This is a genomic window from Gemmatimonas sp., assembly GCF_046594945.1.
Classification (GTDB): domain Bacteria; phylum Gemmatimonadota; class Gemmatimonadetes; order Gemmatimonadales; family Gemmatimonadaceae; genus Gemmatimonas.
In genome coordinates, this window is sequence record NZ_JBKJRB010000114.1 from 1 (window position 1) to 20220 (window position 20220).

The 20220-nt window shown below is 64.2% G+C and carries 12 protein-coding genes; 2 read left to right on the forward strand and 10 right to left on the reverse strand.

Annotated features, from left to right (window positions below; all coding sequences use genetic code 11):
• Together ACLL97_RS13885 and ACLL97_RS13890 are read left to right on the forward strand one after the other, a co-directional pair.
• On the forward strand, positions 1 to 1275 hold a 1275-nt coding region (locus ACLL97_RS13885), incomplete at its 5' end, for an ankyrin repeat domain-containing protein (RefSeq protein ID WP_411281072.1).
• Positions 1276 to 1447: 172 nt separating this feature from the next.
• On the forward strand, positions 1448 to 4192 hold the full coding sequence (locus ACLL97_RS13890) for a TonB-dependent receptor (protein WP_411281073.1): 2745 nt from the start codon (positions 1448 to 1450) through the stop codon (positions 4190 to 4192).
• 125 nt (positions 4193 to 4317) lie between these two features.
• Here ACLL97_RS13890 and ACLL97_RS13895 read toward each other — a convergent pair whose 3' ends face one another.
• The 10 genes from ACLL97_RS13895 to ACLL97_RS13940 all read right to left on the reverse strand — a co-directional run.
• Positions 4318 to 5133 carry a creatininase family protein gene (locus ACLL97_RS13895; RefSeq protein ID WP_411281074.1) on the reverse strand — a complete coding sequence of 272 codons (816 nt, stop codon included), beginning with the start codon at positions 5131 to 5133 and terminating at the stop codon, positions 4318 to 4320.
• Entirely contained in the window at positions 5133 to 5960 is an 828-nt protein-coding gene (locus ACLL97_RS13900; RefSeq protein ID WP_411281075.1) for a creatininase family protein, read from the reverse strand. The genes ACLL97_RS13895 and ACLL97_RS13900 overlap by 1 nt, the downstream gene beginning before the upstream one ends.
• Positions 5961 to 6070: 110 nt before the next feature.
• Positions 6071 to 7324, reverse strand: coding sequence for a RagB/SusD family nutrient uptake outer membrane protein (locus tag ACLL97_RS13905; RefSeq protein ID WP_411281076.1), 1254 nt, complete (start codon positions 7322 to 7324; stop codon positions 6071 to 6073).
• Positions 7325 to 7365: 41 nt separating this feature from the next.
• Entirely contained in the window at positions 7366 to 10215 is a 2850-nt protein-coding gene (locus ACLL97_RS13910) for a TonB-dependent receptor domain-containing protein (protein ID WP_411281077.1), read from the reverse strand.
• A gap of 268 nt (positions 10216 to 10483) precedes the next feature.
• Positions 10484 to 12019: a protein kinase domain-containing protein gene (locus ACLL97_RS13915; protein WP_411281078.1), complete on the reverse strand. Its 1536-nt coding sequence runs from the start codon at positions 12017 to 12019 to the stop codon at positions 10484 to 10486.
• Between the two features lie 220 nt (positions 12020 to 12239).
• Positions 12240 to 12422 (reverse strand): hypothetical protein, encoded by a 183-nt coding sequence (locus ACLL97_RS13920; protein WP_411281079.1) that lies wholly within the window; start codon positions 12420 to 12422, stop codon positions 12240 to 12242.
• A 54-nt stretch (positions 12423 to 12476) separates the two neighbouring features.
• Complete coding sequence (locus ACLL97_RS13925; protein ID WP_411281080.1) at positions 12477 to 13706, reverse strand: hypothetical protein; 1230 nt, start codon at positions 13704 to 13706, stop codon at positions 12477 to 12479.
• 75 nt (positions 13707 to 13781) lie between these two features.
• Positions 13782 to 14660 (reverse strand): NAD(P)-dependent oxidoreductase, encoded by an 879-nt coding sequence (locus tag ACLL97_RS13930; protein WP_411281081.1) that lies wholly within the window; start codon positions 14658 to 14660, stop codon positions 13782 to 13784.
• Positions 14661 to 14869: 209 nt separating this feature from the next.
• A complete protein-coding gene (locus ACLL97_RS13935) occupies positions 14870 to 17974 on the reverse strand; it encodes an efflux RND transporter permease subunit (protein ID WP_411281082.1) in 3105 nt (1034 codons plus the stop codon).
• Positions 17971 to 20220: efflux RND transporter permease subunit (locus ACLL97_RS13940; protein WP_411281083.1), on the reverse strand; the 2250-nt coding region annotated here is incomplete at its 5' end. The genes ACLL97_RS13940 and ACLL97_RS13935, both read right to left, overlap by 4 nt.

The window sequence follows — 20220 nt, forward strand, 5'->3', positions numbered from 1 at the left end:
ATCACCGCCAAGACGATGGATATCATGGCGAGCGCGGCGCAAGACCGTCAGGCGAAAGCGAAACGTGACGCGGTGCTCGCGCAGCTCCGGGAGGCGCAAGGACAGACGAAGAATCTCAACTGGTTGCCCTCGCCGTCGCAGGTGCAGGCGGCAGTCAAGGCTTCCCGCGAAGTGGAGGTGCAGGCCGCCACGGCGGCGGCGCTCGCCGGCGCGGCAGCGGCCGCGGCGGCCGAAGAGACTCGCCTGGCGGCTCAGGGTGGCCGTGGACTCGACGATGATAATCCCGCGTACAACGAGCAGCTTGGCGTGCAGGGAGGCCACACGGCGCTGCTGCTGGCGGTGCGTGAGGGACAGGTGGCAGCCGTTGACGCCCTGCTCGATGGCGGGGCAAACATCGATCAGGTCAGCGGCGGCGATCACACCAGCCCGATGTTGATGGCGTCGATCAACGGTCACTACGACATCGTGATGTTGCTGCTCAAGCGCGGCGGGAATCCCAATCTTGCCAGCGACGCCGGTGCCGCGCCGCTGTTCGCCGTGCTGAACAAGGAGTGGGCGCCGACCACCCGCACGCCGCAGCCAGCATTTCAGCTGCAGCAGAGGGCGACCTATCTCGAAGTGGTTGACGCGCTGCTCAAGGCCAAGGCGAATCCCAACGCGCGACTGTCACGATCGCTCTGGTACACTACGTACAACCGCGACAATCTGGGCGTCGACTTCAACGGCGCGACGCCATTTTTTCGTGCGGCCTACGCGACCGACATTCCGGCCATGAAACTCCTGCTCGCGGCGGGAGCCGATCCCATGATCGCGACGATCAAAGCGAAGCCACGGGCGCGCCGTGGCGCGGTGGCGGTAGCGCGCGAAGATCCGTCAGGGCTCGCGCCTATTCCCGACGGTGGCTTGGGTGTGTTCGCGATTCACGCCGCCGCTGGCGTGGGATACGGACAGGGTTTCGCGGCCAACGACCACCGGCATACCCCCGAGGGCTGGCTGCCCGCGATGCGCTTTCTCGTGGAAGTACTGAAGTTCGACGTGAATGCCCGTGACTTCAACGGCTACACGCCGTTGCATCATGCCGCAGCGCGTGGCGATAACGAGATGATCGAGTATCTGCTCTCGAAAGGCGCCGACGTAATGGCGGTCGCACGCAGCGGACAAACGACGGTGGATATGGCGAACGGTCCGGTGCAACGCATCTCGCCGTTCCTGGACACCGTGGCGTTGCTGGAAAAGCGCGGCGCAAAGAACAATCATCGCTGCGTGTCCTGTTGACCAGATGAAACCCGGAACGGGACGCCGCCCATCGCGGTGTTTCCGGTCTCGGCGGTACGAAAAGGTGGCTATTCGCGTGCCAAATATTGCGGATGGTCCCAAACGGAGGGATGTTATCGCGGCACTGACCCGAATCGGTCAAGTGCCCGTCTCCCGTTTCCGGACCACACCCATGAAGCTTGGACGTCACCTCGCTGGGCTCCTTTTCAGCGCGAGCATCACCATGCTCGGCTTCGCGTTGCCCCTTCAGGCCCAGACCACTGCGACGGTTGAAGGCAAAGTGACGTTGAATGCATCCGGCGAAGCGCTACAGGGCGCCTCGATCGGCGTAGTCGGTACCCAGGTCGGCGCCATCACTCGCGCCGACGGCACGTATCGATTCACCCTGCGTCCCGGCACGTACGAACTGCGCGTGCGCATGCTGGGATACGCCGGCAAGATCGCCAGTATTACGGTGGCGGCCGGTGCGCGTGTGACACAGAACTTCGCGCTCGAGAAGTCCACCACGCAACTCGAGGCCGTAGCCGTGACGGGCTCGCGTGGCGGCGAACGGACACTCGTGAAGAGCCCCGTGCCCGTGGACGTGATCAACACCGCCGCGCTCAAGTCGACGGGACGTGTCGAGACCGCGCAAATGCTCCAGGCGGCGGCACCGTCATTGAACTTCCCGCGCCCCGCGGTGGCCGACGGCACCGACCACGTGCGCCCGGCCACGCTGCGCGGCCTCGCTCCCGATCAGACGTTGGTGCTCGTGAACGGAAAGCGCCGCTACACGAGCGCGCTGATCAACAATAACGGGACCGTTGGTCGTGGCACCTCGGCGGTGGACCTCAACGCCATCCCGGCGTCCATGATCGACCGCATCGAAATCCTGCGGGACGGCGCGGCGGCGCAGTACGGCTCCGACGCCATCGCGGGTGTCATCAACATTATCCTGAAGGGCGCGGGCACGGGCGACGTGTTCAGCCAGACCGGCCAGTTCAACACCGAAGTCCCGGGCTTGGGCAAGCGCAATGACGGCACCAACACGGTGGTGAGCGCCGATCAGGGTCTGTCATGGGGCAACGGTGGCTATTTCCACGCCGGCGTAGAATGGCGCAACCGTGCGATGACCAACCGTACCTTCGGCGATCCGCGTCAGCAGTATCCCACTGGCGATCCGCGTGAAGCCACGGCGCAGCGCTTCACGCACTGGTCGGGCGATGCGGCAACGGTGGACTTGGTCGGCATGTTCAACGCCGCGCAGAACCTGAATGACAACGTGCAGGCATACGCGTTTGGCTCCTTCGGTAAGCGCGACGGTCGGTCGACTGGCTTTTTCCGCCGTCCGATTCAGACGGCGCAGGTGGTCGCCAAGCTCTACCCAAACGGCTTTCTGCCGAACATCGAGTCGAAAATCGACGATATTTCGATTGGCGGCGGCGTGAAGGGCACGGCCAAGGGATGGGACTGGGATCTCAGCCAGGTGTACGGCAGCAACGCATTTCAGTTCATCATCTCCAACTCAAACAACGCGTCGCTGGGGCTCGCCAGTCCGACGCAGTTCGACGCCGGGACCCTCGGCTTCGGTCAGGCGCTCACCAATCTCGATGTCACGCGCAAGTTCGATATGAACGGGCGACCACTTCGTGTGTCGAGTGGTGCCGAGTTTCGCTGGGAGAAATACTCCATCGAAGCAGGCGAGTTGGCCTCGTACGTGAATGGTGGCGTCCCGGTGCTCGACGCCAGCGGCAACCCGGTGCGTAATGGCGCCGGCAACACGTCGATCGCCCTCGTCGGTTCGCAAGTGTTTCCCGGCTTCTCGCCGAAGGATGCGCTGGACCGCTCTCGTACGGCCGGCGCGGCCTACCTGGACGTCGAAAGCGACTTGACCGCCAAGTGGCTGGTCGGAGCGGCCGCACGATACGAGAACTTCAGCGACTTCGGTTCGAAGGCGACCGGTAAGCTCACCTCCCGCTTTGCACTGACGGAGAAGTTCGCCATTCGTGGCGCGGCGTCGACCGGCTTCCGCGCGCCGTCGCTGCAGCAGAGCTACTTCACGTCGACGGCAACGACGTTCGTGAACGGACTCCCGGTGGACATCAGGACGCTTCCCGTGGCCAGCAAAGAGGCACGCCTGCTCGGTGCCAGCGATCTCAAGCCGGAAAGCTCGGTCAACCTGAGTACCGGCGTCACAATGCAGCCCACCAAGAACCTCACGGTCACGGCCGACTATTACGACATCGCCATCAGCGACCGCGTCGTGCTCTCCGAGAACTTCATCGGCGCTGGCGTCGTCAACTTCTTCGCCCAGAACGGCCTTACGGGCGTCGGCGGCGGTCGCTACTTCACCAACGCGATCGACACCAAGACCAAGGGTCTGGACGTGGTCGTGAATTACGGCCTGGACTTCAAGGCCAACGGCATCGTGCGCCTCACGGCAGGCTACAACCAGAACCGCACGAAGGTCACGAAGGTGGTCGTGAACACGCCGGCACAGCTGGGCAACCTGAACGAAGTGTTGTTCGGCCGCGCCGAGCGTGGCCGCATCGAAAAAGGCCAGCCGCAGAACAATCTCGTGTTGAACGGTACGTACGAGAGGGGAGACCTTTCACTGAACCTGCGCGGTCAACGGTTCGGGCAGGTCACCGGCGTGCAAGCGCTCGCCACCGGCACCGCGCGCCAAGTGCCGGATTTGGTGCTGAGTCCGAAGTTCGTCACCGACATCAGCGCCTCGTACAAGCTGCTCAAGCGCGCTACACTGACACTCGGGTCGGACAATGTGTTCGATGTGTACCCTGATGCCATCAAGGATCTCGGCGACGTCGCGGCGGGCTACAGCGGGCAAGGCACCTACGGGGTGTACCGGTTCTCCGGTCTCTCTCCGTTTGGTTTCAACGGACGGTACATGTATGCCCGTGTGAGCTTCGGTCTCTAGTCGATCGCCGGGTTTTTCGGAACAGATCACGAAACACCAACGCCCCACCGCAACGCTTGTTGCGGTGGGGCGTTGGTGTTTGTCGTCATATCGTCGTTACAGCGCTCCCGCCTGCCTACACGGTGCTACGGCGTGCCGCCCTTCAGCGCGCGATACTGCGCCAGCGCCGCGTTTACTTTCTGATCGATGGCGACCTTGCCGATCTCCGCGGTGGCCTTGGTCGGATCGCCCGTGACGCCAGCGTCTGGCCCGCCGCCGTTGGGCATGAGCTTGTCGAGCCGAATCCCGTCGCTGTACACGTAGAGTAGCTGCGATGTGTCGCTGGTACCGGCGTGCGACCCGACCATCTGCTCGTCCCATCCATAGGTGGTCTTGAGGTAGTCGCGTATCTGCAGGCGACCCTTCTGGTAGTAGTCGACCAGCGCGTACACACGGACGCCGGTACCGGCCCACTCCGCGTTGAGCGCCGTCGCCACGGCGGTGAGCCCGGCTTGGTTGCCACCACTGTCGCCGATCAGCAGGATGTCGGTGAAGCCGTGCACGCGCAGCGAACGCGCGGCCGCGTCGAGCAACCGATCGTAGCTGGGTGATGGCAGCGAGATGACACCGGGCTTGTCACCGAAACCGGCGCGTGTGTAATCGCCCTCCGGCACGTACTGCACCGTGGGCGCGACCAGCGCGTTGCCGAGTTGCGCGGCGATCTGCCCAGCGGCGAAGGTGACGATGTAATTGTGCTTGCCCATCACCATGTGCGGGCCGTTCTGTTCGGTGCCGCCGGTGGGGATGATCGCCACGCGCTTGCCGCCCTGAATGGCATCGCGGATCTCGGTCCAGGTCATGGCCTCGAGATATGGCGCCGCGAGTAGATTCGGGCGGTCCTGCGCGGGCAGCGTGGTCGTGATCCCGAGCGCGGCGATTGTGCTTAGGAATAGGCGGCGCATCAGAAGCCTCCTGACGTGGCGCGCGACGCACGAATCTGCGCCAAGGCGTTGTCGATTTTGATCTGCACCAGGGCTTTCCCAAGGGCGGCAGTTGCCTTTGTGGGATCGCCACTCACGCCGCTCTCGGGAAAACCGCCGCTGGGCGCAAGCCGGTCGCGTCGGACCAGAGCCGGATTCACGAACAGTAGTTCCGATGTGTCGACCATCCCGGCATGACTTCCGATGGCGTCCATCGTGAAGCCGAGACCACCGAGATAGGTGCGAATGTCAGCCGTGGATTTTGTGTAGTAGTCGCCGATGAAGAGCGCCCGAGCGCTCGTGGTTTTCCACGCCGCATTGAGCTGATCCGCTGCGGCTTTCATGCCGTTCTGATTGCCGCCGGAATCGCCGATGAGAATGAAGGTGGTGAATCCTCCAGCGTGCAGACTTTTAGCCGCGTGCACGAGCAGTTCGATGAATCGATCCTCGGGGAGCGTAATCGATCCGGCTTTCGCCATATGACCGCCGAGCGGCGTTTCCCAACTTCCTTCCGGGACGTACGTGATGATGGGCGCGATCAATGCGTCCCCGAGCGTGCGGGCGATGCGTTCGGTGGTGTGCGTCAGCACATACTTGTGTTCACCGGTCACCATGTGGGGGCCTTTCTGCTCCTGTCCCGCCGTGCCGATGATGATCGTTTTTGTTCCGGCGAGCATGCGATCGCGGATTTCCATCCACGTCAGCTCGTCGATGAACACGGGCGGCGGGCGGGGTGGCGTGGCGGGCTGCGCATGGGCGCCAACCGTGCCAAGCAGCAGTGCCACCGTAGTAAGAACGAGCCGTCGCATCGAGTGCATCTCCGTATGTCTGAAGAAGGAAAAACAAACGTGGCGCCAGGAATTCCTGGCGCCACGTTGGGCAGCACTGTGCCTTGAGGCCGCCACGCGGCAGCGTGGCGTTACTTCGGGAGGAAATTAATGTTGGTCTGCTTCTCTGACAGCGGTGTAGCGAAGCACAGATTGCGGCCGGGGATTTCTTCCTTGGGATCGAGTGCACCCGGGCGGCTCAGCGCCGTCCAGCGACGCAGGTCTCCGAGACGACGGCCTTCGAGCCACAGCTCGATGCCGCGCTCACGCTTCAGGACAGCCCACCCTTCCGTGAGGCTGCTGGCCGTGACCGGCGCCAGCGACAGTGCCGTACGACGACCATTGATCGACGTGAGCGCACCAGCGAGGTCGCTTGCGATGAGCTTCACCTCGGCTTCAATGAGGCGCATCTCCCAACCGGACGAGAGGTTGATCGGCGACGTGAGCGTGGGATACTTGGTCTGGAAGTACCACCGCACGCGACCGAGTGAGCCAACCGCCGCATCGCCGACCAGCACGGTGAGGCTGCTGTCGAACGGTACGCGAGGATCACGCGTGGCCCGGCGATGCGTCTCGATATACGTATTCCACACCGTATGCGCTCGATACGGCTGATTCGCGCTTGCCCAGTAGATACGATTGTTCTGATCGAGCTCAGTCTGGTAATACGGCATCTGGTACACGAAGGTACTCGGCACCGTCGCCGCATCGGTTGCGGCGCCTGCGGTATTGTTGCGCAGCAACCGAACCGACGCCCGACCTGCCGTGGCTACCCGTGCGAGGTTGGCGTTGTTGGCCGCCGTCGCGACCGCGATCGCCTCGGTGAAGTACCCTTCGGAGCGCTCGAAATAGACCGTATGCGGTCCTGGAGCCCCCCCGTTGATCACGCCTTCGCAGAAGTTTTCACCGAGATGGCGGTTGGAATATCCGGCCCACACGAGCGCTTGGGCGAGGGTCGCGCTGTTTGCCGACGCCGTACCGAGCACGGTCTTGATGCGCGTCACCGCGTCCTCTGCGGTCCAACGAGCGCGCTGGGAAAAGTCCCACCAGGTTCCGCCATCATCGTCAGTCAGTTTGCCGTTCTGCTGCTGCACCGATATACCGAAAGCACCGGTAGACCCTCCGGGAAAAATCTCACGACTTACCGCGCCACCGGTGTACGCGGTCCAGTTGAGTGCTTCGGACAGATCACGGCCAGAGCCGTTTACGAGTGAACTCAGCGCCGACGGTGCATTCAGTGCTTCGGCCCGGATCGGTCCGGGATTGACAGCGTCGAGCGCGCAGCCCGACAGCGCGGCGAGCACGCAAAGCGGTGCCACGACACCAAGCATACGGCGAGGCGTCATCGCTCGCCCTGAGGAAATCGAAGTAAGCATCAGCACGTTCCTCAGTAAGAGATGCGGAGTGACATCTGGAAGATCGCGGGCGCCGGGATCTGCTCGTTGATGCCGCGCACGGTCGCGTTGAACGAATCGTTGTTGGTCATCTCGGGGTCGAACAGCGGCATGCCGAAGTTGTTGCGGAAGAGGTTCTGCGCCGAGAACACGAACGTGCTGTTCGCCGTGCGCGGAATCAGCTTACCGAGCGGCACAGTGAGCGATATATCGCGGATGCGGAAGAAGTCCGCTTTGAAAATGAACATGTCCGACCGAACGTTGGCCGGAATGCACGTGAGCGTTTCTCTACTCGTGATCGGCTTGCCCGCGGCAATGTTGGCGTAGGCGCTGTAGCACGTGGGCCAGAGGACCGAGCGTGACAGCGCATTGAACGACGCGCCCTCTTCGATGTAGGCCCCACCCTGATACTCACCACGCACCGACAGGCTGATGTTTTTCCAGCCGCGGATGTTGATGTTGCCGCCGATGATCTTGGTCGGCTGGCTCGGTCCAAAGTCGTAATTCGACGAGGTGTCGGGCGCGACACCGCGCGCGTCGGCGTTGCGGATGATCTTGCCGCGCACCACCGGTGCGGGCTTGCCTTCGACCACCCATCCCGAGTTGCCGACGCTGAACGACGGCGCGCCGCCCAGGCTGACAACCTTGCTGTTGTTGGTGCTGAAGTTGAGTCCCGCCTTCAGTCCGAACGACTCGCGACTGATGACGTCGTGATTGAGCGCCAGTTCGATGCCGGACTTCTGCATCTCACCGACGTTTTTCAACGTATTGGCAAGGAAGCCTTCGCTGGGCACGGACCGCACGCTGAAGAGGGCGTCGGTAGTCGTTGCATTGAAGTAGGTGAAGTCGACGGACGTCCGGCCACTGAACATCGTCTGATCGAAGCCGAGCTCGACTTCGGTGGTCCGCTCCGGTCCCAGATCGGCGTTGCCGAGGTTCTGCGGCCGCACGGCCGACGCTGACCCCCAAGGAAGCGGGCTGTACGTCCGCACGGCGGCAAAGGCCCCGGGCGCGCGGCCGGCCGAGCCGAACGCGCCGCGCAGCTTGAACGTCCCGTATTTTTCCTTCCAGAACGACTCGTCGGAGAGCACCCAGGAACCGTTGACTTTGGGATAGAACTGAAGACCGAAGTCCTGACCGAAGGCGCTATTACCGTCGAGTCGGCCACCGACCGTCACGAAGTAGCGATCTTTTAAGCCGAACAGCAGCGTGCCGAACGCACCGCCCGTGATCACGCGCTGGCGATTCTCGTCGGCGTTCCTGATGGCACCGCTGGCCACGGTTGGATCCGACGGCGTGGCGAAATTCTGGGAGAGCGCGACGACGTCACCCACCAGCGAGTTCACATACTGCGTGCCCGCTGAGGCGGTGACCTTCAGGCTACTGCCAAGATTGAAATCATAGTTGTTCACCCAGTCGGTGCTGAGCGTGGTGTTCGCCCAGCGCTGATTCTGGATGACGCCGAGCGGAGCCGCCGGGAAACCGAAAGGCCGAACATTCCGATTCTCGAGTGCGGCGCGATCGAAGCCCACCGTGAGACGGCTCGAGAAGCGCGTGAACGGTGTCCACGTGCCCGTAAGACCCATAATCAACCGATCGATGTTGGTGGCCAGCTTCTGCTGGAGCACCTGGCGGATGGTGTCCGCGTTGGCGGTACCGAAATAGTTGCGGTCTTGGCGAAACGCGTTGAGAGTGAGGCCCTGCGCGTTGTTTCCGGCCGGCGACTGATCGATGAGATTGTTGGTATACGCGCTGCTCCAGTTCATCGCCAGCTTCTTCGTGGGCTGGAAATCAAGATTGGCCCGCACTTGGTACTTGCGGTCCTTATCGTTGGGCAGCACGCCGTCGACGTTCTCGATGTTGGTGGACAGCAGGTATTTCAGGTTGTCACCGCTGCCGCCGGACACCTGGATCGCCGTGCCGTAGCGCGCGGCGTAGTTGTCGAGCCCCGGGATCCAGCCGGTGCCTCCACTGTTTCGCAGAAACGGGTCCATGAAGAGCAGCGGCACCGAGTCGGTGCCGAACTTCTGCAGGCTGCTCACGCCACCGTTCAAGCGCACCTGCCATTTCGCTGCGCCGCCCGCGCCGCGCTTCGTGAAAATCTGGATCACACCGGCGGCGGCGTCGGTGCCATACAACGTGGCAGCGGCCGCGCCCTTCACGATCTCGATGCGATCGATATCGTCCGGGTTGATGTCGTTGAGCGGGCTGGAATTCGAATTGGCGCCGCGCTGGGTGGTACCGGTGAAGATACCGTTGCGCGGATACTCGTCGCTGCGCGTACGCACGCCATCAATGAAGATCAACGGCTGGTTCGTGAGCGAGACGCTGGTCGTGCCACGCAAACGGATCGCGGAGCCGCTGCCAGCGTTGCCGACACCACCACCGACCGTGACGCCAGCTAGTCTCCCTGACAGCAAGTTCGACACATTGGTCGGAACTTCCGGGATATCGGCGAGCTTTACTTGGGCGATGGAGTTGCCGACTTCGCGCTTACGCGCCGAACCGCCGGTGCCGGTAACAACGATTTCGTCGAGCGACAATGCGCTCACGGTTAAGGCGAACGTCACCGTCGTGCTCGCACCAGCCGTGACCACGATGGGCTTGTCGAGCGGCTGATAGCCGATCAGTCGAGCGCGCGCCACCTGATTGCCGACAGGCACGGACGCAATCGTGAACGACCCACTCGCATTCGTAATGGCGCCCAAGGTCGTGCCGGGAACGGCTATCTGCACATTCGCCAGCGGCGCGCCGGTGCCACTATTCGTAACGGTACCACGGACCGTGCCGAGCGCACCTTGTGCTTCGGTGACGAGCGGCGTGATCGAACTGCCAACTGCCATGGCAGCGACTAGCGCCGCGAAAGCTCGGCCGCCCAGGTATCGGCGGAAGCGCATCAGGACCTCCATGCGGGTAATGGGGTGAGGCGCGTCGCTCTGCCAGGGAAGGGAGGCAGGCGATGTGTGGCAACGAAACGAGCTCGCAATGCATCGTGCGCGCGCGAATCGAAGAGAATGGACTCGCGACTAGATTCGGCCTCGGGCATTCACTTGTCAATCACTTGCCCAGCGAAAATGGCCGTTAGGCCCTGAACGGTCGCCACCCGACCAGCTACAAGGGCCGCCGCGCGCCGCCATCAGAGCCCGTCAGCGAGAAGTGCGCGCGCAACAGTTCACGCATCGCTCCGGCCACCTCGTCTTCCATCGCAAAGAGGTTGCCCTTCACGCCTTCCAGTCGGTCGGCATAGAGCGTGAAGCCGTCGGCGGCATTCACCAGTCGGACCGTGAGACGGTATTTGTCTCCTTCCGTTTCCACCACGCCTTCCACCAGTGTTCGTACCGGAAGCTGCGTGGTATCGCCGGCGGCTATACGCTGCTGCAGCGCCGCCGCCGCCGAGCGTGAGGTCACGCGCAGCCCCTTCTCGCGCGACAGCGCATCGGTGATCGCATCCGCGATCGCCTGCGCGGCAAAGGCCTGCGTGGAATCGGCGCTGAGGTACACGAAGGGCAACACCGCCACACTCGGCGCCGTATCGAGTGCGGTCATGGCCGGCCGCACGGCGACCGCGGCGTTGGTCGCGACGGCGCCTTCATTCGAACCCGCGATCCACGCCAGCGCCGCCACCAGCAACGCACTCACACCGGCCAACAGCGCCCGCCACTTCTTTGACGGCGTTCCCGCTCGAGCGTCGGCTCGAGCGGCCGTTCGCGCGCCAGTGAGGGCTCGAATCGCGACCGCACCGGTACCGTCGTCGGGGATCGGTGTGAATGATCCACTGATCACCTGCGGGTCATCGAGCGCCTGCGCCAACGCCACCGCGCTGGCCGGTCGCGCGATGGGATCCTTCGCCAGACACTGCATGATCAAGGAGGCCAACGCCGCCGGAATGTCCGGGCGGTGCTGCTGCACCGGCACCGGTTCCTCGGCGATGTGCGCAGCCATGACCTGCTGTAGCGAGCGATCGGCAAAGGGCGGCACCCCGACGAGCATCTCATACGCCATCACGCCCACGGCGTACAGATCCATGGGGTACGAGGCGGCCGGGTCGGCGGCCACTTGTTCCGGCGCCATGTACGCCGGCGTTCCCAGCGAAACACCGGCGGTCGTGTGCGCGTCGGCCTGCTGCTCGTCTGCGTTGTCGCGATCACCATGGCGCGCGTCGGCGAAGGCTTTCGACACACCGAAGTCGGCGACCACGGCCGCGCCGTTCGCGAGCAAGACGTTGTCGGGTTTGATGTCGCGATGCACGACGCCGCGCTCGTGCGCCACCGTGAGTGCGCGCGATACATCGCGCAGAATGCGCACCGTCTCCACCACGCCGAGTGATCCGCGTTGCAACCGCGCGCGCAGCGATTCCCCCTCCACAAACGGCATCAGAAAGTACGGCAGGCCATCGATCTCTCCGGTGTCGAGCACCGGCACGATCAGCGGATGCTGCAGCGCCGCGGCCGTGAGAATCTCACGACGAAACCGTTCCACGCTCACGCCAGCCGATAGCTCCGGACGCAGCAGCTTGATCACCACTCGTCGGTCGAGCCGCCGGTCGTACGCCACGTACACGCGCGACATGCCCCCGCCCCCGAGTTCTCGCTCGATGGAGAAGTCGGCGCCGAGTCGGCGCTGAATCTGTTCTTGCAGGGAGGTCATGGCGTGATGGGGGACACGGGATTGGACACCCCGAACAGGCCAATACGTTCGTACCGCCTTCAGGATTGGGTGATTTCCCGGAACTGATCGCACAGAGGAAAAGAGAAAAGGAGAACACAGAGCGTCCTGCTCCGCTGTTCTCCCCTGCTCTTTTACTCTTGTTCGCTGTGCGATCAGTTCAGCATTCCATCGGAATGCTTCAACCCATTCGTCGTACCGCTTACGGGCGGGCCGGACTCATAATGTTCTTGGCGTAGAGCGCGATGATGATCGCGACCACCGCGACCTGCCCGATCGGACCGATGAGACGGATCAGATCGAAGATCAGCGAGATCAGCGTCAGCGGCAGCTTGATGATCGGGAGGAGCCAATCAGCGGGAGCAGGATACGAAAAGAACGGCATGGATGGCCTCGCAGAGGGTCAGAACGACGACGAGCGAAGAGTAGCAGGTACCGCTCAACCTCGGAAGCGCTGGAGGTACTGCAGGTCGTCATCATCAACCCGGATGGTGTACACGGTGCCGCCGGCGCCGAAGCCGATCACGCGGGTTTGTTTCGGCAGCACGACCTTGCCGGTGAGCTTTCCAGTTGTCGAGAATACGTCGTAGGTCGGTGTGGGATCGGAAGCTGATCGATTGCGGGCCACCCAGATCTCTCCGGCAGGCGTGGCGAAGATCCCGGTCGCATTGAACGGCGGCTTGGCACTCGGCCACTCAGCCGGCTCCTCAAACGGTGGCGGCGCGGTGCTGGCGCGCGTCTGCGACCCACCAGGACCGCCTTCGTTGCGCGTGATCGAGATTCCGCCCGCGTTCTTGGACTGATCGCGGTACTCCTGCTTCTCGGCGTTGCCAACTTTTACCGCGGTGAAAGCCACCGCGGCGCCACGCGTAACGACGCGCGTGGGTGATACGAGGTCGAGGTGGTAGTCGCCGACCCGCGCGATGACCACCGTGCCGTTGGGCAGCACCGTCCAAGCATCGCGGGCCGGATACGGCGTCCGTCCACCAATGCGCACTTCCATGCGCTGGTTACCGCCGCTGCCGCTGGATTTCACCGACGCGTTGTGCTTCGGCAGGTTCACCCACGCCACCGTGTCCACGGCTTTGGTGGCGCGATCGTAGCGCACGATCGGTGCGGTGTCGGCCGTGACCGGTCCGTTGGGACCCATCGAGATGCCTCCGCCTTCGAAGTACAGCCGTCCACGAGCGTCCGTGGCCCGTGGCAAGCCAAACCCCAACCCACCGATCCGCATCACCTGACCGCCGCCTTCGGGGCGCTGGCCCTGCGGTGGACGCGGCGACCCCGAGGGCTCGTCGCCCACGCGAAACGACACGCCGGGCTTCCCGTCGGGAAGAACCATGAGGTAGCGCTGATTCAACGGATCGAAGATCACGCTGCTGTCGCCCGGCAAGGCAAAGAGCTGAGTCGGTAAACCGTACTCGCCGGGGCCCGAGCCCTCGCGGCCCACTTTGGAGGCACTGTTCGCGGTGAGGTTAACCAGCTGCACGATCTTGTCGCGGCTATCCACGACGAGCAGGCGGCCGTCCTTCAGCTCGCGCACGGCGGCGATCTGCGAAAAGGGCTCACCGTATTCGGCGAGTGGCTTGATCAGCGTTCGAGTGGGCTGCTGTGCGGCCGCGGGGAGAGCGGCCGAGGCCAACAGCGCGATGACAGAGAGCGTGCGCATTTGCGTGGGGGGGTGGAGGTCACGAACACTAGTTCGTCACCGCACCCCCTTCCACGGTTGCCTTGACCCTGCGAACTAGGTGCCGGTTCCGGTGCCCATGCCCGTGCCAGCGATGGCATCCTTGGCGATGACGGCGAAATCACTGGCGCCGAATCCTTCAGCGATCACGGCGTCCATTCTGGCGGCAAGTGACGGGAGCACGGCCAACGGTAGGTCGCCCGCCGTTTCCATCATGAGCCGGATATCCTTGCGCGCCATGGTGAGCTCGAAGCTTGCGTCGAACTTCCCGGCGGCCATCGTGCGTCCGCGTCCCTGTAGGATGTTTCCGGGGTTGAAGAATTCGAGGAGCTTCAGCGCATCGGTGGGGGCGATGTCGCTGCCCTTCGCAATGCTATAAACGTCGCTGAGCAGAGCGCCCATGCCGATGATGAACGCGTTGCCCATCAACTTGTAGGCGGCGGCCATGTCGGGACGCTCGCCGAAGTACTCGACGCGCGCGGCCATGTGACCGAGTGCGTCCTTCACCGACTCGTAGAGTCCGGTGGGGCCGGCGGCCAGGATGATGCCCTGACTCAGTCGTGCGGCGGCCGGTCCGACGAATACAGGGCAATGCAGATAGTGCACCCCGTCGGCATTCAAGCGCGTAGCACGCTCGGCGGTGAGGGCGGGCTGCGTGGTGGTGTGATCGACGATGATGGCGTCGGGCAACAGCCCCGGGCGCAGCTGCGCGATGACGTCCTCCACCACGGCGTCATCCTTGAGCACCAGATGCACGCGGCTCGCTCCGCGAACAGCATCGGCCGGCGTGCTGGCCACGATCGCGCCGAACGACGCGAGCGCGCGGGCTTTGTCGATGGTGCGGTTCCACACCGTCACCGTGTCGCCGCGCTGACAGGCGGCTTCCGCGAAGCCACTGCCGAGCAGCCCCGTTCCGAGAAACGCGATAGTGGTCATCTATGAAAGATAGCCGATCGTGGGTGCGCGCTGAAGTTGTGCATTTCGCGAGGGATGGCGGGCTCTGCCAAGGCTTCGGTGCAGTGCGGAAGATCGTCTTTTGACGCGAAGTTCGCGGAGGGCGCGAAGAGTCGCGAAGAACAGCACACACATGTTTCTTGTTGTTGTTCTTCGCGTGCCTTCGCGTGCTTCTCGCCCTTCGCGTCCACCTACGGCTCCGCGGCCCGCACGACGGTTCGGCGCCAGCGGAACACCTTTCGCGGGCGCCGCGCCGGCCTCTCTCGTCGTCCCACCAGCAGCGCCGGCATGACGAACATCACGCCGAGTGTTCCCGCAATTGTACCGCCGGCCGTGGCCAGCGCGATCGCCCCGAAGAGGCGCGTGGCATCGGTACCAACCGACAGCGGAATCAGCGACGCCATCGCGGCCAGGGTGACGATCACGATCATCCCCGCCCGGTCGAGCGCCGCCCGCAGTACCTGCCCCGCGTGCAGACGCGCATCGAGCCCGGCCGCGCGCAAGGCGCGTCGCTTCTCGAGCGCCGCGTCAGCCAGCAGGATCGCCTGATTCACCGCCAAGCCGATCACCAGGATCACGCCAACGGCGGCCTCGCGGGTGAATGCCGCCTTGAGCAGCCAGAACGCCGCCACCACGCCGCCAATGGCCAGTGGCAGCGACATAAACACCTGCGCGGCTCCCCACATCGAGTCGAACACCAACGCCACCGCGAGGACCACCAACACCACGCCGATCGCGAACACGAGGTACAACCCCTGCTCGCTTTCATCGCGATCGAACGGAGAGCCTTCGGTGAGATCGATGATGCCGTAGCCCGCTGGTGCGGCAAGCGATTTCATGAACGCGGTGTGCGTGCGGCGCGCCAGCTTGGACGGACCACGGAAATCGTAGGACACTTGCCGGATGTATTGCTGGTCTTCGCGGACGATCGTGCTAAGCGCTTCGCGCGCATTCACACTCGCGACATCGCCGATCCGCACCGGCGCGCCCGTGAGCGTGGGCACGAGCGCGTTTTGTAACTCCTCGAGACTGCGATCACGCGCCCCCGCCGCTTTCACCGTAACCGGCAACTCGTCGCCGCCGATCTCAAGCAGCTGACGCCCCACGGGCCCACGCACTTCGCGCGCGATCGCGCCGGCCAGCAAGGAGGCGTTCAACCCGTATCGCGTAAGCGCGGCACGATCGGGTTCGAGGGTCACCTGATAGCCGCGCTCTCCTCCGAAATAGCCACCGCTGCTGATGCGCACCTCGCGCACCCGCGTGATGCGCTCGAGACGCGACTTGAGATCCTCCGCCACGCGACCCACGCCATCGTAGGAGTAGCCACGCACCTGAATGCGAAAGGTGGCGAAGCTGGACCCGCCGCCACCGCTCGAAAAGCCCGGGCCATCGCCCACCACACTCACACTCGCGCCGCCGATCAGCACGGCGCGCTGCGTGAGCAGCTCCTGCAGTTCCAACGGCACCGCGGTGAGACCACCTGCGCGCGTGAACAGCACCGACATCTGGGCCGAGGTTCCCGATCGTGCCGCCGCGCGCACCTGCTCCACTTCGGGGCGCCCCACCACGAGCCGCTCGAATTCCGCCATGCCACGATCGAGCGTGCCGGGGTCGGAGCCGCGGGGAAACGACAAGCCGACACTGAGGGATGTACGCCGTTCGCCGAATCCACCGAAGGACGAACGCGGCACTTTCTTCACGAAGCCCCAGGTGAGCACGGCCAGCACGGCCACCGCGGTCACCAGCGTGGCGGCGCGCCAGCGGAGCAGTCGCATCAGGACACGCGCGTAGACGCGGCGCAGTTTCGGCCACGAGGCGTTGTGTGCCGCGACGCCTTTCCCCAAAGCCGGCACCACCAGCAGCGCGGTGAACACGCTCCACCCCAGCGCAAACACGAATGCGGCGGCGAAGGGTACGAACGCGGCCCGCGTGTCGCCCTGCAAATACAGGAATGGGAACAGCACCACGGCGGTGGTGAGGGTGCTACCGATAATCGCCGGCATGATCCGCTGCGTGGCGCGGGCTCGACCATCGGGCGTGTCGGGTTCGGTGCCCAGCCGCTCGACCACCACGAGTCCGTTCTGCACCAGAATGCCGACACCCATGCCAAGCCCCGCCAGTGTAAGCAGATTGGCCGGAATCTTGAAGAGGTACAGCGACAGCGCCGTAGCGGCGATGGCGACCGCCGTCGTGCCCATCACCACCGCCACCGCACGCCAGCGTCGCAGGGTGAACGCCAGCACCAGCAGCACACACCCGAACGCGATCACGCTACGCAAGGCGAGATCGTCGAGCTCCTCCTTCAGATCTTCGCTTTCGTCGGCATTGATGCGCAGTCGTACCGCCGGCGGCATGCTGGGCTCGAGCTGTTTGATGGCGGCGCGCAATGCGGCTGCGGTTTTGATGGCGTCGGCACCCGGATGCCGGGAGATCTCCACGGCAACGGCGGGTTCACCATTAATGCGAAAGAACCGTCCGCGGGCGTCTTCTTCGGCGCGCACCGTCGCCAGTTCACCCAGTCGAAACACCCGACTGCCAGGACCGCGCACGGGCAGCTCCTGCAAGTCTTCGAGCGCCTTGGGTTGATCGCGTAACACCACGTTCTGCGTGGTGGCGTGCTCAGGATCGCTACCGCGATCGAGTGCCCCCAGCGCCTGCACCATGCGCGCCCCACCGATGGCCTCGACCAACCGTTGGGGTGAGATCCCAAGGCGCCGCAGCGGTACCGGATCGTACGATACCGACACGCCAAGATCCGTCCCACCGCGCACCTGCACACCGGCCACGCCGGGTATGCTGCCAAGGCGCGGACTCACCCGCTCCTCGAGCAGCTTCTGCAACGTACCCGAGGTGTACGGTCCGAACACCGACAGCGACATCAGCGGTGCTTCCTCCAGCCCCTCCGGTACGTAGTTGGCGACGGTGGGGGGACTGGCCCCTGGCGGCAGATCGGCGCGCAGCAGTTCGAGTCGCTCGAGAATCGCCAAGCGTGCCATCTGCACATCGGCCCGCTCTTCCAGTTCCACCGTAAGCATCGCGTAGTCATCGTTGGAGCTGCTGGACACGCGCCGGACACCACGCACGCCCTGAATAGCCGCTTCCACCGGCGACGTCAGATAGGTCTCGATCACTTCCGGGGACGCGCCCGGCATGCTGGCACCGACCGTAAGCCGCGGCAACTCCACGGTCGTGCGTGTGGCCAGCGGCAGTCGCGTAAAGGCGATGGCGCCGGCTAACAACAAGGCGACGCAGATCGCCCACACCACCGCCGGACGATGGGTCGCGAAGCGGATCACGCGACGGTTCGCTGCGCGTACCGGGCCGCGCGACGCTCGGTGCGCCGCTCCAGCACCGCGTAAGCCGTGGGCAACAGAAAGAACGTGACCAGCAGCGCGCTGATGCTACCGCCGATGATGCCGGCCGCCAACGGTTGATACAGCGCGCCGCCACTACCCCAGCCGAACACCAGCGGCAACACACCGGTGATCGTCGTGATCGACGTCATCGCAATCGCGCGCAGGCGCTGCTCGCCGCCGCGCACGATGGCCTCGTCGAGGCCAAAACCACTTTCACGAAACTTACGTATAGCATCGAGCTTCACCACCGCTTCGTTGTCGGCCATGCCGATCATCACCACGATGCCGATTAAACTCACGGCGTTGAGCGATTGCCCGGTGAGCCACAGGAAGATCACCGCACCAGCACCAGCCAACGGCACCGTAAGCATGACCACCAGCGGAATGGTGAAGCTGGCAAACTCGCCGGCCAACACTAAAAACATGAGTAGTGCTGCCAACACCGCCACCAACGTGAGTTCGTTGCTGGTGCGTTGGCGTTCCGCGTCGGCACCACCAACCTGCCACGACACGCCCGCCGGCAGCGTGAGCGCCGCCATGCGCGACTGGACATCAGTGGTGGCTTTGGCCGTGCCACCGCTTTCCACCAGCCCTTCAATGATTGTGACCGGTCGCTGACCCACCCGCACCACTTCCAACGGGGCGCGTGTTTCACGCACCTGCACCAGCTGCGCCAGCGGCACGCCACGCAGCGGGGTCTTGAGCGCGGTTTCGAGCTCCTCGTTACGGAGGCCCGCGTAGCGCACCATGATCGGCGTACGACGGTCGGTCTCGCGCAACTCACTGGCACTCACGCCACCCAATGCACCGGCCAGCGCACTCGCCACCTGTTGCGGCACGATGTTGCGTTCGGCCATGCGCGCGCGCTCCAACGACACTTCCACAATGGGCTGCGTGGCTGCAAAGGCATCACGTACGTCGGTCAGTGACGGCACCGTTTGCATGGCGGTGCGCACGGTGTCGGCCCATCGCTGCGATTCCACCAGCGTGGGCGCCGACAGTTCAACGCGCACGAGTCGACCTTCTCGTCCAATCAGCGAACCGAACTCCGATTGCCCAGCCAAGTCGATCGCCAGCGCCCCCCTGGCCAGGTCCGGCAACTTCGCGCGGAGCTGCTGCGCAAACTCGGCGGCATCGGCGGTACCGGGCACCGGCACGATCAGCTGCGCGGTCGCACTCGACCCCGGATCGGCCCCCGCCAACACTTCTTCGTCGGTCGCCTTGCCTACACGGGCATAAATGCCCTTGGCGCCGAGTGCCCGGGCGGCCTGCTCTACGCGTGAGACCTGGGCAGCCGTGGCTAGAATACTGGTGCCTTCAGGGAGTTGGACCGCGGCCACCAGTACGCCTTCATCTACGCGGGGGAGAATTTCTTTGGGCAACGTGTAGATGAGCACCACTGTCACCGCCAACAACGCGCCGGCCATGCCGAACACCGACCGCGGATGCGCCAGCGACCATCGCATACCGCGTTCGTACCATGCGCTAAGGGCGCGTCCCCAGGCATCGAGCGTGCGCGACATCGCCGAAGGCGCCTTTGCCGATGGGGCTTTCGCGACCACGGTGGGAATCGGTTCGGACTTCGCCAGCTTGCGGCGCCCCACGATCATCACCGGCATGAGCGTAAGCGCCAACACCAGCGACGCCGCCACCGTGGTCACCACGCTCAAGCTCAAGTCGCGGAACAGCGCCGCCGCGAGTCCGCGCACAAAAATGATGGGACCGAACACCAGCACCGTGGTGAGTGTGCCGGCGAACAGCGGCGCCGCCACCTCATCGGTGCCCGTCACCGCCGCCTCCAACAACGACATCCCTTCTTCACGCCGTCTTCCCACCGACTCGGCGACCACAATCGCGGTATCCACCAGCAAGCCGGTGCCCAACGCCAAGCCACCCAAGCTCAGCACGTTGATGGACACGTTGAGCGCCTGCAACGCCACCAGTGCCATGAGCACCGACAAGGGCACCGTAATGCCGATGGCCAACGACAACCGCCAGTCTCGCAGAAACACAAAGATCACGAGCAGCGAGAGTAATCCACCGGCCACGATCTCCTGCCCCAAATTCGACAACGCGTCGACCACAAAGTCGGCCTGCGCCGCCACCACGCTCATTGACACGCCCGGAAACTCCTTCTCCAGCTGCGCGATGGCGTCGGTCATGCGACGCGTGACCGCCACCGTGTT

Coding starts and splice junctions, on each gene's coding strand:
- ACLL97_RS13890 (WP_411281073.1), top strand. CDS start 1,448: ATGAAGCTTGGACGTCACCTCGCTGGGCTCCTTTTCAGCGCGAGCATC.
- ACLL97_RS13895 (WP_411281074.1), bottom strand. CDS start 5,133: ATGCGCCGCCTATTCCTAAGCACAATCGCCGCGCTCGGGATCACGACC.
- ACLL97_RS13920 (WP_411281079.1), bottom strand. CDS start 12,422: ATGCCGTTCTTTTCGTATCCTGCTCCCGCTGATTGGCTCCTCCCGATC.
- ACLL97_RS13905 (WP_411281076.1), bottom strand. CDS start 7,324: ATGACGCCTCGCCGTATGCTTGGTGTCGTGGCACCGCTTTGCGTGCTC.
- ACLL97_RS13930 (WP_411281081.1), bottom strand. CDS start 14,660: ATGACCACTATCGCGTTTCTCGGAACGGGGCTGCTCGGCAGTGGCTTC.
- ACLL97_RS13925 (WP_411281080.1), bottom strand. CDS start 13,706: ATGCGCACGCTCTCTGTCATCGCGCTGTTGGCCTCGGCCGCTCTCCCC.
- ACLL97_RS13900 (WP_411281075.1), bottom strand. CDS start 5,960: ATGCGACGGCTCGTTCTTACTACGGTGGCACTGCTGCTTGGCACGGTT.
- ACLL97_RS13915 (WP_411281078.1), bottom strand. CDS start 12,019: ATGACCTCCCTGCAAGAACAGATTCAGCGCCGACTCGGCGCCGACTTC.
- ACLL97_RS13910 (WP_411281077.1), bottom strand. CDS start 10,215: ATGGCAGTTGGCAGTTCGATCACGCCGCTCGTCACCGAAGCACAAGGT.